The following is a 13,695-nucleotide window of genomic DNA, read 5'->3' as shown; positions in this document are numbered from 1 at the left end:
ATACACCCTTTTGCATGATCTGAATATGTTTTTACCTGCTCATGGAGATCAGGAATTCTTCGTTGTTCCGTGTGCCTCTCATATGCTGCAGCATGAAGTTCATGGTTTCTTCCGTGTTCATATCCGCCAGGTGATTGCGCAGGATGTAAATGCGGGAAAGCATTTCTTTTTCCAGCAGCAGGTCATCGCGGCGGGTAGAGGAAGCGGTAACGTCAATGGCCGGGAAGATACGGCGGTTAGCCAGTCTGCGATCCAGCGCCAGTTCCATATTACCGGTACCTTTGAATTCTTCAAAGATCACCTCATCCATTTTGGAGCCGGTGTCTATCAGGGCGGTAGCCAGGATGGTGAGCGATCCGCCGTTCTCTATTTTACGGGCGGCGCCGAAGAACTGTTTTGGTTTCTGCATGGCGTTGGCTTCCACACCACCGCTCAGTACCTTGCCGGAAGCAGGGGCCACGGTGTTGTGTGCGCGGGCAAGACGGGTAATGGAATCCAGCAGGATCACTACATCGTGGCCGCATTCCACCAACCTTTTGGCTTTCTGCAGAGCTATGGCGGAGACTTTTACGTGTTTTTCCGCCGGCTCATCAAAAGTGGAGGCGATCACTTCCGCTTTTACACTGCGTTCCATATCGGTCACCTCTTCCGGACGTTCATCGATCAGCACCACCATCAGATAGATATCCGGATGGTTGGTGGCGATGGCGTTCGCTACTTCTTTCAGTAACATGGTCTTACCCACCTTGGGTTGCGCCACGATCAGGCCACGCTGGCCTTTACCGATCGGGGTGAACATATCCATGATACGGGTGGAGTAGTTATTGGAGGTGGTGGTGAGCGTCAGTTTTTCGAAAGGGAACAACGGTGTCAGATAGTCGAAAGGTACACGGTCGCGCACTTCCTCCGGGGATTTGCCGTTGATGGTCTCCACTTTCAGCAATGCAAAATATTTCTCTCCTTCTTTCGGCGGACGAACGGAACCGCGTACGGTATCACCGGTCTTCAGCCCGAACAGTTTGATCTGGGAAGGAGATACATAAATATCATCAGGGGAACTGAGGTAGTTGTAATCGGAAGAACGGAGGAAACCATAACCGTCCGGCATCATTTCCAGCACCCCTTCACTGAGGATCACCCCATCGAACTCTATGTTGAACATAGGTTCTTTCTTCGGGTATTTATGCCCGCCGGGTTGCTGTTGTTGCTTGACCGGCGCTGCCACAGGGTCCTGCGCGGTCACGAAGTCATCATCGTCCGCCAGTTCTTCTTCCGGTAATGCGATCTCTTCTTCCTCTTCTTCGTCGGATAATGCCGGCAATACAATATCATCATCGTCATCAAACGTGAGGGAGGGAATATCCAGATCTATATCGAGCTTGCGTTTCTGAGGAGCTGCCGCGGCTGCTGCTGCAGGTTTCGGTTTTTCTTTCTCTTCTTCTTCCGGTTTGGATGCTGCTTTGCTGGTGGCGGGCTTTCTTCCTTTTTTGGCGGCAGGTTTTTCTTCTGATGGAGTTTGTTCTGCGGGGGTGGCGGGGCTATCGTTATCTTCCTTTTTAGTGGCAGCCTTTCGCTTCCTTGTCTTCTTTTCGTCGCCTCCCTGCTGCTCTTCGGATGCTATTACAGCCTGTTTATCGAGTATTTTATAGATCAGTGCTTGCTTGTCGAGTTTTTTGGCGTTCGGAATGTCCAGCTTTTCTGCAATATCAAGCAGTTCAGGAACGAGCATGTCGTTCAGTTGTAAGATGTCGTACATCATCTGCGTTTGTCAAATTTTAGAAGTGTCGTGAGGTGGGTACCACTGCATACCAACATACACCAATTAATAAATAATTGTTTTGAGTCAATAATAAAGCTTTGATCATTAAATTGATAGGGATCGCTTTGAGTTAAGGACTGCTGATGAAGGTGGTAAATTGGAACTTAATCAGACAGATTATAAATACAAGATTAAAACAAGTTTTAGTATTCTCCAAATAAATATTGAGCGCTTACTGTTAATGTATATAATTTTAACAGAATGTTTGTATCCCTGAACCCATAACGGTTACCTCCGGTTCTATTGCAAATCGCGCGCCATTTCCAACACCCCCGGAAGCCGGAAAAACAGCCCCCGGGCATCGGGAGAAAACATTATTTTTGCAACTCATTATAAAATTTATTATTGATATGAGCCAAAGAGTGAAGATCAAACAGATCTTGTCCAGCGACCAGACAAACTATGCAGTAACGGTAAAGGGATGGATACGCACTTTCCGTAACAACCAGTTTATAGCATTGAACGATGGCTCTACCAATAATAACCTGCAGATCGTGGTAGACCCGGAACAAATGGACCCCGCTGAATTCCGGCGGCTCACCCGCGGTGCCGCCATCAGCGTTACCGGAGAGGTGATACCTTCCCTGGGCAAAGGGCAGAAGCTGGAACTGAAAGCTGCTGTACTCGAAGTGCTGGGCGACTGCGATGCGGAGGCTTACCCCATACAGCCCCAGAAACAAAGCCTGGAATTCCTGCGGGAGATCGCACACCTGCGCTTCCGGACCAACACATTTGGCGCCGTTTTCCGCCTGCGCCATTCCCTGGCCTTCGCCGTAAACCAGTTCTTTAATGATAAGGGCTTCGTGTACCTGCATACCCCTATCATCACCGCCTCCGATGCGGAAGGCGCCGGGGAAATGTTCCGCGTAACCACGCTGGACCTGAAAAATCCGCCCCGGAACGCGGAAGGAGAGATCGATTTTAAAGAGGACTTCTTCGGCCGTTCCACCAACCTCACCGTATCCGGCCAGCTGGAAGGTGAGCTGGGCGCCATGGCATTCGGGGAGATCTACACTTTCGGGCCTACCTTTCGTGCGGAAAACTCCAACACCGCCCGCCACCTCGCCGAGTTCTGGATGATAGAGCCGGAAATGGCGTTCTACGACCTGAACGATAATATGGACCTTGCCGAGAAATTCATCAAATACGTGATCGGCTACGCACTGCAGCATAACCGGGAAGACCTGGACTTCCTGGCGCAACGCCTGGCCGATGAAGAAAAGCAGAAACCCCAGCAGGAACGCAGTGAAATGGGATTGATCGAGAAGCTGGAATTTGTGCTGAACAACAAGTTTGAACGCATCACCTATACAACGGCTATCGACATCCTGAAGAACAGCAAACCCAACAAGAACAAGAAATTCCAGTACATCGTGGAAGAATGGGGGGCTGATCTGCAGAGCGAGCATGAGCGTTACCTGGTGGAAAAACATTTCAAAAAGCCGGTGATCCTGACGGATTACCCCGCCGCCATCAAATCATTCTACATGAAACGCAATGACGACGGCAAAACCGTCCGGGCCATGGATATTCTCTTCCCCGGCATCGGTGAGATCGTTGGCGGTTCACAACGGGAAGAGAGCTACGAAAAACTGGTGGAACGCATGAAAGCCATGAACGTTCCGGTGGAAGAGCTGAGCTGGTACCTGGATACCCGCCGTTTCGGCACTGCGCCCCATTCCGGTTTTGGTCTTGGTTTCGAACGCCTGGTGCTGTTCGTCAGCGGCATGACCAATATCCGCGATGTGATCCCCTTCCCGCGCACACCCAAGAACGCGGAGTTTTAACAAGGCATATTCCGATGAATATAACAGCAGGGGTGTATCCATAAAAGGTACACCCCTGTTTTATGTGCAGCCTCCCGCGTTTTTTTATTCTCCCGGCCGTTATGCTGAATCTGTGCATTTACATGCCATGCCGCTGCAGGATTCTTTTATGGAAACATCCCCTTCCCGCATCTCTTTTGCATTGAGCAAAACACTGTAATAAGTGTGTGTTATTTTAAACCGGCAACGGGTTTCGCACCCGTTGCCGGTTTACCCAAAAAACATCTCTTATGGCTGAAATGAACACCCAGGCTGAAAGCGGCCGCCGGCGCGGCGGCAGGCGCAGCAAGAAATTATCTACAAGGGTAGATATGACGCCGATGGTAGACCTCGGATTCCTGCTGATCACTTTTTTCATGCTCACTACCACCATGAGCAAACCGCGTTCCCTGTCCCTCATCATGCCGGCGGACGGGCCTCCTATGCCGGTAGGGGCCAGCAAATCCCTTACGCTGCTGGTTGGCGCCAACAACTCCATTTCCTGGTACGATGGGCAGGGGGATGATCCTGTCGCGCCGCCGGTCATACACCGCAGCAGCTTTTCACCCGGTAAAGGCATCGGGGAAGTGATCCGTGCGAAACAGCAAAAGGTGGCTCAGCTGTATGGCGATGCGGACCAGCTGGTGGTTTCCGTCAAAGCCTCACCGGGCGCACAGTACCGTAATGTGGTGGATGCGCTGGACGAGATGAAGATCAACCGCGTGGCCAGATTTGCGCTGGTGGATATTTCCGGAACGGAGTTGAGGATGCTGGGGGAATAGATGGCTTTTCCCGTATCTTTATAGTATTCCAAACACAATACTATATGGCTACCGTTAACACCATTCCGTCCGTAGACCTGGCGGACTTCACTTCCGGCGATCCCGCGCGCAAGGCTGCTTTTGTGGCACAACTTGGAAAAGCTTATGAAGAAGTGGGCTTTGTGGCGGTCAGGAACCACGGCATTCCCGATGAGTTGATCGCTGATCTGTACAAGTATGTTCAGGAGTTTTTCAGATTGCCGGCTGCAACCAAGCACAGCTATGAGATCCCGGAGCTGGCGGGCCAGCGCGGCTACACTTCCTTCGGAAAAGAACATGCCAAAGGGTTTGATGCGCCGGACCTGAAAGAGTTCTTCCAGTTCGGCCAGTCGGTGGAAGACAATGATCCTGTCAAAGCAGAGTATCCTGACAATGTGCAGGTAAAAGAAGTGCCGGCTTTCACGCCCACTTTCTTTAAAGCCTACCGGGGCTTTGAGCAGTCCGGCCGGGCGCTCCTGCAAGCCATCGCTTTATATCTCGGCCTGGATGAGCATTATTTTGATGACAAGATCCATAACGGCAATTCCATCCTTCGCGCTATTCATTATCCCCCCATCACACAGGAACCGAAATCGGCCATCCGAGCGGAGCAGCATGAGGACATCAACCTTATTACCCTGCTGGTCGGCGCCTCTGCGGACGGCCTGCAGATACAGGACAAGCAGGGCAACTGGGTACCTGTGACATCACTGCCGGAACAGATCGTGGTGAATGTGGGGGATATGCTGCAAAGGCTGACCAACAACCGTCTTAAATCCACTACCCATCGCGTGGTTAATCCTCCGCGTGAATTATGGGGCACCTCCCGGTTTTCCATTCCCTTCTTCCTTCATCCGAAATCGGGTATGGACCTGAGTTGCCTCAGCAGCTGCGTGGACGACAAGCATCCGCTGGCATACGAACCCATTACCGCCGGCGAGTATCTGGACGAAAGGCTGCGTGAAATAGGGCTGAAAAAATAAAACGCTACATGCTGCCGGTCCCGGTCCCAGGGGTGGTTAACAGGGCCGTGACTTCCTGCGGGGAAATGTCCTGTCCGGTGAACAGCCTGGAAAAATAACGGATCATCGCCGGTGTCAGTTTGTATCCAATGTACGGGAAGTTCATAAAGTAGCTGTGCCGGAAACCGGCGATGTCATGAAAGTTGACATAGATCGCATGTGCTGTCCGCCGTTTCCCCGGGATCTTTTCTCCCAGCTGCCTTTTCATGGTAAGCAGGTGCGCCCCTTTCAGCTGCAGGTCCGTATGGTTGTAATGTATATACACCTGCTTTGCGAACCGTACTTTTTCGAGCCATTCCCTGTGCTGTTTCATGGGTACACAGGCGGCGTTGATCACCAGGTTATCAATAAAAGGCGTGTCGTTGATGCTGCTGATATCATGTTCCGTGATCATTTTTTCGAGGATGATATTACCCATACTGTGGTAGAACGTAGAAAGCTTCAAACCGCTGATCCATGTTGCATTATCCATCCGGGCCCGCCGTAGTTCCTTCAGCAGGGAAAGGTAGTGTGCGGCAGACAGGCGGGCATTCTCCCTGGCGAACCGGAAGTTTTTTGCGGGTTTGTATGTAGTGTTGATGCTGGCATAGTCGAACATCACTACATTCACATTATACTGGGCGCTCATCAGCCGTGCCCTTTCCACATTGGCGGTGAATACCTTGCCCATGCCTTCCGCGTACACCACAATATCTTTCCTGGCGGGCAGGTTTTCCATCGCCTCGTCCAGCGAGGAAGCCTTGTACACGTTCCATTTGCCCTGCTGTTTCTGCAGGAAAAAATATTTGAGTGCTGCCGTATCCAGCGATTCATCCACAAAGCGGAGACTGTCCGCCATCACATGGCGGTTGCTGACGAATACCAGGCAGGTGTCCCCAGCGGTATCAGGACGGGCGGCTACGGACTGGAAAGAGAAGTTGGACCAGTGGGCGGCGCTGTTGTAGCCGGTGGACTGTGCCCGGGTACCTGCGGTGCTGATAAGCAGCAAAAGTGCCAGTGAGAATCGCAACATATCATGAATTTGAGGTCATAATACCATAAACGGCTAAACGAACAGAACGGTTTGCCGTCACGATTGGAAGTACAAGTTCTATGCCTCAAATCCCTGGTTATTGGGGCTGTGATTTGAAAAATTCAGTATTTTACCGCATATTCGGCAGTTATATCCGATCCAATAGTGTTTTTACGTCACATGTCATTTTTGAGGGCCGTATTGTTGCACAGTTTCACCGCTTTCGGAGGGCCGCAGGGGCACCTGGCGATGATGATGAAAACCTTTGTGCAGCAACGGAAAGACGTAACGGAGCAGGAGCTGATGGAGTATAATGCATTTTGCCAGCTGTTGCCCGGGGCTTCTTCATCGCAAACCTTGACCCTCATCGGGTACAAGCGCGGTGGATTGCCGTTGGCGGTAGTGACGCTGGCCATCTGGATAACGCCCGCCTGCCTGCTGATGGGCTCTCTCAGTTTTCTGCTGCAGTATTTTGACAAGCGGGCGCTGAATGTGGATATTTTCAGGTATGTGCAGCCGATGGCGGTCGGGTTCCTGGCATACGGGGGCATCAAAGCCTGCAAGGTGAGCATACAGAATATGGCTACGGTGGGGATCATGCTGGTGGCGATGCTGACCGCTTTCTTCATCAAATCTCCCTGGACCTTCCCCGCCCTGATCATCCTCGGCGGCATCATTTCCAATTTCAGCAACAAACGTATCCCGGATATTGAGGGGAAACGTAAAAAGATACAATGGAGCAACCTCTGGCTCTTCGCCACGATCTTCCTGCTGGCGGGGTTCCTGTCCGAACTCGCGCGTACGAACGACTGGATCACCCGCCGCCCTTTCAACCTTTTCGAGAACTTTTACCGTTTCGGCAGCCTGGTTTTCGGCGGTGGCGACATCCTGATAGCGATGTTGCTGGAGCAGTATGTTACCCGTACGAAGTCCCAGTTCATGACTGCCGAAGAACTGCTTACCGGCGCGGGGATCATGCGCGCCCTGCCCGGCCCCACCTTTTCCCTGGCGGCTTTTGTGGGTGGGATGGTCATGCGGAACCTGGGTACAGGTTACCAGTTTCTGGGCTGCATCCTGGCGCCCATCGCCATTTTCCTGCCAAGCATGCTGCTCGTGCTGTTCTTCTTCCCGATATGGAATAACCTGAAAAAACATGTGATCATCTACCGCGCGCTGGAAGGGATCAATGCCGTGGTGGTGGGTATCATGTGGGCGGCCACTTTTATCCTTTTCCTCTCCGTCAGCCCCACCTGGTATAATCTCCTGATCATGACCGGTACGCTCGGGCTGTTGTATTTCTCCCGTGTGCCTTCGCCTTTCATTGTCATTGCCTGTATCCTGATGGGATGGTGGCTGTAAGCGATCACTGCTTCAGCATGTTCACCAGCTCGCGTTTGCGGCGGTCCGTTACATCCAGTACGAGACCATCTTTCAGATGCAGCTTGTTCTGTTCATGATCTATACGCTGTATCTGCGGCAACTGTACCATCTGGTGGTTCGTGGTCTGATAGAAGCGCATGTTCGCAAAAAGCTCCGTATAATAGCGGAATGGCCGGCGGGAAGCCAGTACTTTTCCATCCGGCAGATAAAACACGGTTTTCTCAGCGTAGCCCTCCAGGTAGTAAATGTCTTCCACCGGTATCACCGCTTCCGGCCCATCGGGAGAAGGCAGTACGAGCCGCCGTACATCCCCTTCCGGTTTGGAGAAATTGGAGAGCAGTACCTGGTAACGTTCATGCTGCTGCTGGTGGCTGATGCGTTTCACGACAGTGCCAACCGCCTGCAGCAGGCTTTCTTTATCGATCGGTTTGAGGATCAGTTCCACTTCACTTAAACGGATGGCATGCAGAAAGCGTTTCTCGAATGCGGTAACGAAAATAGCTTCGAAAGACGCATCGTATGCTCCGGCCAGCACATCGAAACCAGTGCCATCCGGCATTTCAAGATCGAGAAATACCAGCTGGGGTTTATGCAGGTGGATCTGTTCAATACCATCGCGGCAATTTGCGGCGGTGCCTACGGCTTCTATTTCCGGGCAGTACTTGCCCAGCATCAGGGAAATAATGTCCCTGCTATTCCGTTCATCATCTATGATTACTGCGCGGATCATATGTATTTAATTGGCTCAGGTCAACTATAACTGGGGTATCAATATCCTGATGATGGTTCCGCTGTCGCTGGCCTGTTTATCTGATTTATCAATAATTTCTATCTGGATGCCTGTGTTATACATTTTGTTCAGCAGTTCCGCCCGGTTGAGGCTGATCTCCATGCCGGACGACTGGTGATGCGAGGGCATGGAGCGCATGGCTTTCGAACGTGCTATGCCTATACCGTTATCCTCGATCACGCACTCCAGCATATCCGGCTCCAACTGGTTGAACCGGATAATGAGCATGCCGCTGGGGTGGTCCGGGTTCGTCATGCCATGTTTTACCGCATTCTCAACATAGGGTTGCAGCAGCATGGCCGGTACTTCCAGTTCGGCGGCCGCTATCCTGGGATCAACAATGACCTCGTAAAACATCTTCTGCTCAAACCGCATCTTCTCCAGCCCAAGATAGGTATTTAAGTAAGTAATTTCGTCTGACAGGGAGATAAAATTGCGGCGTGAGAAGTCCAGCGTTTTGCGGATGAGGTATGAAAAATCGGAAAGATATTTTTGCGCATGCTCATAGTCCCGCTGCATCACGAACAGCTGGATGGAATTGAGGCAGTTGAAGATGAAGTGCGGGTTGATCTGCGCACGGATGGCCTTCAGCTCTATCTCCGCCAGTTTCTTGCTGTACTCCACTTCCAGCTGCAGCTTGCGCTGTTCTTCCAGTTCCTGCTTTTTTCTCAGTATCTCGGTGGTCTGCTCCTTTACCAGTTCCTCCAGCTGCTCGTTCAGCTTCCGTTGCAGTTCTTTGTTCTTGTTCAGCTGGCGGATCAGCATTTCCTGGGTCTTGGTCCTTTCCTGGTGCACCAGCTTGTTCCGGTAGCTTAACCCCGCCGCATAGAACATGGCCTGCAGCAGAATGCCTGCCAGGATGATGTAATTCGGGGCCGTCAGTTCGGGAATGCTTGTCAGGCCCACGGGCTCCTTATTCACAATGAAAGACCAGACGGAGAGGAAGAACACGCTCAGCGATCCCAGCAGAAAGAAACGCACCAGCGGGTGATGCCGGGTTCTGCGGGCGAGCGCAAGGAATGAAATACCCAGGGGTATGATGGAGAACATGTGGAACCAGGAGTAGATCATGGCCGGCACCTGGAACTCCCCAAGGGCAATGATCCCCAGGAACAGTACGATCAGGATGCCCATGAAAATGGCGCCGTACCGGTAGCATCTTTCCATCAGCGGATAACGCTCGCGCAGGCTGAGGAAAATATTCCCGAAGACGAGCGGTGCCAGATAGAAGCAGAACAATATCGCCGGAATGTCCCAGTAATATTTCAGCATGGGCCAGAAATGGAAGAAAGAGAGCTGGAAAGGCTTTGATTCCAGCCGTAAAGCAAAGAACAGGATCAGCCCCAGGATATAAGCCGCGAAATAGAGCGAGGAACGGTCAGGCAACTGGGTGTAATTGATCAGTGTGATGCAGAGCAATACCAGCAGCATGCCGATGAGCACCTGTATCACCAGGGCTTCCCTTTTGAAATGATCGGCATGTACCTGCCTGTGCTCCGCGTAGTGCAGCGCGTCATACAATACCGGCATCAGCCTGTTCTCCCGGTAAAGATGATTGATGATATGCAGGTAAAAAGTGCTGGTATGGCCGGCGGCTACTTTCACGGGAAATGCATAGCGCCCCCATCGATCCACATCCCCATCATCTATCATAAGACCGGTATGTACCGCTCTGTTATAACTCCCATCCGCCCCGGGGGTGAACCATTCCATTTCATCGTGGTAACCGGTAAACAGGTAAAGCGTGGTATCCGTTGCGCCGGTATTCCTGATGGTGAACTTCAGCCAGATGTTGTTGACATGATGCAGCGGCCGTTTGTGCATATGAAAGACGGCGGTGTCCGGAACAAATGGCATGGACCCGAAATCCTGCATGTTGAAGGCCTCATCCCGGTCGTGATACACACCGGTAAAGGCACGGAGGTCCAGCCGGTCTGCCGGTCCGGTAAAGTCAATAGCCAGCGTGTCTTGTGCCGTTGCGCGGGTAAGGGAAAGCAGGGAACTGCAGAACAGCAGGAAGATGAACAGAAAACGGTCAGGATGGTTCATAAAGATCGTCTATCGCTTTAGCCAGTGCATGGTCCTTTTCTGTTACGGTATTTCCTGCGCTGTGTGTGGAAAGGTATATCTCCACCCGGTCATAGGTATTGGTCCACGTGGGATGATGATCCATTTTTTCCGCGACCAGGGCTACTTTTGTCATGAATGCAAAGGCTTCCCTGAAGTCAGGGAACCGGAAAGCGCGAAACAGTTGATGATCTTTTTCCTGCCACATACATAATAAGGTTTGATGGAGCATAACGGGATTGATGCTTCTGGGTTACGTCCACATGATGAAATCAGATGCGTTATCTAAAAGATCAGATTGATCTTGTTTTTAATGTCTTTCATGTCCAGCAAAGTGACCAGCTGAACCAGCTCTGCTTTCCTGCATTGCTCTATCAGGCTCTTTACATCTGCCGCCTGGTAATAGTTTCCTTTGATCAGCCAGATATAGTCCACATGCTTCAGTTCCGGCAGAAGGAATTCGGCCTTGCAGTGATTATTGTACAAATAATGTGCGGCAGATTTGGTAAGCTCCAGGTATTCGAATACTGTAAAGTAAAAGGAGCGGCGGTTTTTTGTCAGCTTGATCTCCAGTAAATTGTTAACGCGAAAATCATATCCCAGTTGTTGATTGATCTGCCAGCACAGCTGGAAATCCCTTGCGGGAGACATGATGCCGGCCAGCCAGGTATCCTCAAAAAAATCTTCAACCAGCTGCTCCTGGTCCAGCTTGAGTTTTAATACAGACATATCATTTTTATGAGATCAGATCCTATGCTGTTGTAAAGATATTCTATTTCTTCTTTTTTGTTTTTCCTTTTCCCTGCAGTTCCCCCGGGTCCCAGAAAACAGTGCTGAAATTTTGGATCTGGTCGTTTTCCACCAGTATGCCTTCATTTTCCAGCAGTTCCTGCATGAGGGTAGGTGTGGAGAAGTGATGTTTGCCGGTGAGCAGCCCTTTGCTGTTCACGACCCGGTGGGCCGGTACAGGCGGGTTGGCGCGGCCGGCGGCATTCATGGCCCAGCCTACCATGCGGGCGGAGAGGCGGATGCCGGCGGCTTCTGCGATGGCGCCATAGCTTGTGGCGCGCCCCCGGGGAATGCGGCGTACGATATCATACACGGCATCCAGGAAAGTGGGCGCCTTGTCAGCCGTTTGCTTTGTTGCGATTGTTCTTCCGGTTTTCTGCGTTCCGGCCGTTTTTTTAGCCGTTCCCGCCTTTCCGCCGGGCTTCCCGGAGGAGGCTTCTTTTATTTTCGGGGACTTTTTCATAATCAAAAGGACAGTGCAGGCAGCCATTTCCACAGCAGTATCCCCTTTCCCGGTGATACTTTTCAGTGAGCACTACATAACCCTGCTCGTTATAATAGAAATCAATGTTCTCCTCCAGCGCTTTCTTCATCGTCCATATCCAGTTTTACCGCTTTCCAGTCTATCGGTTGTGCGGGCAATACAAATTTAAGGAAGCGGATGGTTCTGCCGTCCGCCAGGTGCATGCCTTCATAAAAGGTCCGGATGCGCAGCAGCGGATCGATATTTTGTTGTGCGTACACATCCGGAATGTCTTCCAGCAGGGTACAGCCGGTAGCGGCGATCACCATTCGGGTGAATTTGTACAGCTGGGGGGAATCCGTTTTGAGGTTCACCGTGCCTCCGGGAACCAATACCTGCTGGTAAAGGCCCAGGAACCTGGGATGTGTGAGCCGGTGCCGGGCCCTGGACTTCCGGAGGAAAGGGTCCGGGAAGGTGATCCATATCTCTTTTACTTCCCCCGGCAGAAAATAATCCGGCAGTTTATCGATCTGGGTGCGCAGGAAGGCCACATTGCCGAGTTGCTCCGTGAGCGCAGTTTTGGCGCCCCGCCAGATGCGGTTGCCTTTCACGTCTACCCCCATAAAGTTCCGTTCCGGGTACAGGCGGGCCAGGCCCAGGGTGTAATCCCCTTTTCCGCAGGCCAGTTCCAATGTCAGCGGATGACTGTTCCCAAAGTGTTCAGGCCACTTGCCCTGCATCCTTTCCGGATAGATGAGCACATTCGGGAAAGTCTCTATTTCTGCGAACCGTTGTAATTTCTTTTGTCCCATGAGGCGGCAAAAATAGTAAAATTGGCCGGCAGGGCATGATGAGAAGGAGTAAGGAAGAAATAAAAAAAGGCTGTACCAACGTTTGGTACAGCCTTTTTTGCTGTAGGAGTAGGAGTCGAACCTACACGAGGCGGTTAGCCATAGCACAAATAAGATTAGTGGTCAACCCATTACGCTACGTTTATCCCGTGATCCTCACCCCCGAGACGAGAGGGCATGTCTGCCAGTTCCATCATCCCACAAAGTTTAATCCGACTGCCGTTTAAATGCTACTTTCGGGCACTGAACCAGCTTGTCTGGACTGGGCTTGTTGTCAATAACAATAATGCAAATCTAAAGAGAGGGGGTATTTTTTGCAAATATTTTAAGGGAAATTTTGGAAATTTCGATATTTTTTAAATATTTGCATATAAGTTTAAAACATTCAAAAACACTTTGTCAAAATGAGCCACAATTTGAATATTGACAAACTGGACCTTCAGATCATCAGTGAGATGATGTCTAACGCAGAAATCTCTTATGCTGACCTTGGGAAGAAGCTCTTCGTTTCAGGCGGAACGATCCACGTGCGTATGAAGAAACTACAGGAACTGCGTATTGTTAAAGGTACGAGATTGCATGTGGATTTAAAAATGATCGGCTATGACGTGATCGCGTTTATCGGCATTTTCCTGGAAAAGAGTTCCATGTACGACACGGTAGCCAAGGAATTACGTAAAATGCCTGAAATTGTCCGGCTGAATTACACCACTGGCGGCTGGAGCATGTTTGCCGAGATCATCTGCAAGGATATCTCTTCCCTGCGCCGTGTGCTGCACGACGAACTCCAAAAGATCAAAGGGATCGAACGCACCGAAACATTTATTTCGCTTGAAGAGAGCTTTACCCGCACCATTAACGTGGTAGAATAGGGGATTTTCCACCGTGTATGAATTA

The 13,695-nt window shown here is 51.1% G+C and carries 14 protein-coding genes; 5 read left to right on the top strand and 9 right to left on the bottom strand.

Annotation, left to right across the window (positions count from 1 at the left end; translation table 11 throughout):
* Positions 1–31 precede the first annotated feature (31 nt).
* The gene (rho, locus tag FW415_RS02770; RefSeq protein ID WP_148389813.1) at positions 32–1,756 is read right to left on the bottom strand and encodes a transcription termination factor Rho; all 1,725 of its coding nucleotides are present in this window, start codon (positions 1,754–1,756) and stop codon (positions 32–34) included.
* A gap of 413 nt (positions 1,757–2,169) precedes the next feature.
* On the opposite strand from rho, the gene asnS reads away from it, so the two are divergent.
* The 3 genes from asnS to FW415_RS02755 all read left to right on the top strand — a co-directional run bounded on the left by asnS (position 2,170) and on the right by FW415_RS02755 (position 5,407).
* Positions 2,170–3,606 carry an asparagine--tRNA ligase gene (gene asnS, locus FW415_RS02765; RefSeq protein ID WP_148382774.1) on the top strand — a complete coding sequence of 479 codons (1,437 nt, stop codon included), beginning with the start codon at positions 2,170–2,172 and terminating at the stop codon, positions 3,604–3,606.
* Between the two features lie 269 nt (positions 3,607–3,875).
* Positions 3,876–4,406 carry a biopolymer transporter ExbD gene (locus FW415_RS02760; RefSeq protein ID WP_148382773.1) on the top strand — a complete coding sequence of 177 codons (531 nt, stop codon included), beginning with the start codon at positions 3,876–3,878 and terminating at the stop codon, positions 4,404–4,406.
* Positions 4,407–4,450: 44 nt separating this feature from the next.
* A complete protein-coding gene (locus FW415_RS02755; RefSeq protein WP_148382772.1) occupies positions 4,451–5,407 on the top strand; it encodes an isopenicillin N synthase family oxygenase in 957 nt (318 codons plus the stop codon).
* Positions 5,408–5,411: 4 nt separating this feature from the next.
* Here the strand turns inward: FW415_RS02755 and FW415_RS02750 are convergent, their stop codons facing one another.
* Positions 5,412–6,458 carry an alpha/beta hydrolase gene (locus FW415_RS02750; RefSeq protein ID WP_148382771.1) on the bottom strand — a complete coding sequence of 349 codons (1,047 nt, stop codon included), beginning with the start codon at positions 6,456–6,458 and terminating at the stop codon, positions 5,412–5,414.
* A 180-nt stretch (positions 6,459–6,638) separates the two neighbouring features.
* On the opposite strand from FW415_RS02750, the gene chrA reads away from it, so the two are divergent.
* The gene (chrA, locus tag FW415_RS02745) at positions 6,639–7,817 is read left to right on the top strand and encodes a chromate efflux transporter (RefSeq protein ID WP_246858885.1); all 1,179 of its coding nucleotides are present in this window, start codon (positions 6,639–6,641) and stop codon (positions 7,815–7,817) included.
* Positions 7,818–7,821: 4 nt separating this feature from the next.
* Here the strand turns inward: chrA and FW415_RS02740 are convergent, their stop codons facing one another.
* The 7 genes from FW415_RS02740 to trmB form a co-directional block, all read right to left on the bottom strand.
* Positions 7,822–8,568 (bottom strand): LytTR family DNA-binding domain-containing protein, encoded by a 747-nt coding sequence (locus FW415_RS02740; RefSeq protein WP_148382769.1) that lies wholly within the window; start codon positions 8,566–8,568, stop codon positions 7,822–7,824.
* 24 nt (positions 8,569–8,592) lie between these two features.
* The gene (locus tag FW415_RS02735) at positions 8,593–10,677 is read right to left on the bottom strand and encodes a histidine kinase (RefSeq protein ID WP_148382768.1); all 2,085 of its coding nucleotides are present in this window, start codon (positions 10,675–10,677) and stop codon (positions 8,593–8,595) included.
* Positions 10,664–10,903 (bottom strand): 4a-hydroxytetrahydrobiopterin dehydratase, encoded by a 240-nt coding sequence (locus FW415_RS02730; protein ID WP_148382767.1) that lies wholly within the window; start codon positions 10,901–10,903, stop codon positions 10,664–10,666. The genes FW415_RS02735 and FW415_RS02730 overlap by 14 nt, the downstream gene beginning before the upstream one ends.
* Before the next feature lie 77 nt (positions 10,904–10,980).
* Positions 10,981–11,424 (bottom strand): IPExxxVDY family protein, encoded by a 444-nt coding sequence (locus tag FW415_RS02725; RefSeq protein WP_148382766.1) that lies wholly within the window; start codon positions 11,422–11,424, stop codon positions 10,981–10,983.
* 43 nt (positions 11,425–11,467) lie between these two features.
* Positions 11,468–11,947, bottom strand: a complete 480-nt coding sequence (locus tag FW415_RS02720; RefSeq protein ID WP_148382765.1) for an MGMT family protein — start codon at positions 11,945–11,947, stop codon at positions 11,468–11,470.
* On the bottom strand, positions 11,880–12,077 hold the full coding sequence (locus FW415_RS02715; protein WP_148382764.1) for a DUF5522 domain-containing protein: 198 nt from the start codon (positions 12,075–12,077) through the stop codon (positions 11,880–11,882). Before FW415_RS02715 ends, FW415_RS02720 begins: the two co-directional genes overlap by 68 nt.
* Positions 12,049–12,759 (bottom strand): tRNA (guanosine(46)-N7)-methyltransferase TrmB, encoded by a 711-nt coding sequence (gene trmB / locus FW415_RS02710; RefSeq protein WP_148382763.1) that lies wholly within the window; start codon positions 12,757–12,759, stop codon positions 12,049–12,051. The genes FW415_RS02715 and trmB overlap by 29 nt, the downstream gene beginning before the upstream one ends.
* Positions 12,760–13,202: 443 nt before the next feature.
* Here trmB and FW415_RS02705 point away from each other — a divergent pair, with 443 nt between their 5' ends.
* Complete coding sequence (locus FW415_RS02705) at positions 13,203–13,670, top strand: Lrp/AsnC ligand binding domain-containing protein (protein ID WP_148382762.1); 468 nt, start codon at positions 13,203–13,205, stop codon at positions 13,668–13,670.
* The last annotated feature ends 25 nt before the right edge of the window (positions 13,671–13,695 follow it).

It is taken from the genome of Chitinophaga sp. XS-30, from assembly GCF_008086345.1.
In the GTDB taxonomy this organism is placed as follows: Bacteria; Bacteroidota; Bacteroidia; order Chitinophagales; family Chitinophagaceae; genus Chitinophaga.
The sequence above is the reverse complement of the archived record's forward strand: the minus strand, read 5'-3'. Positions and strand labels throughout refer to the sequence as shown.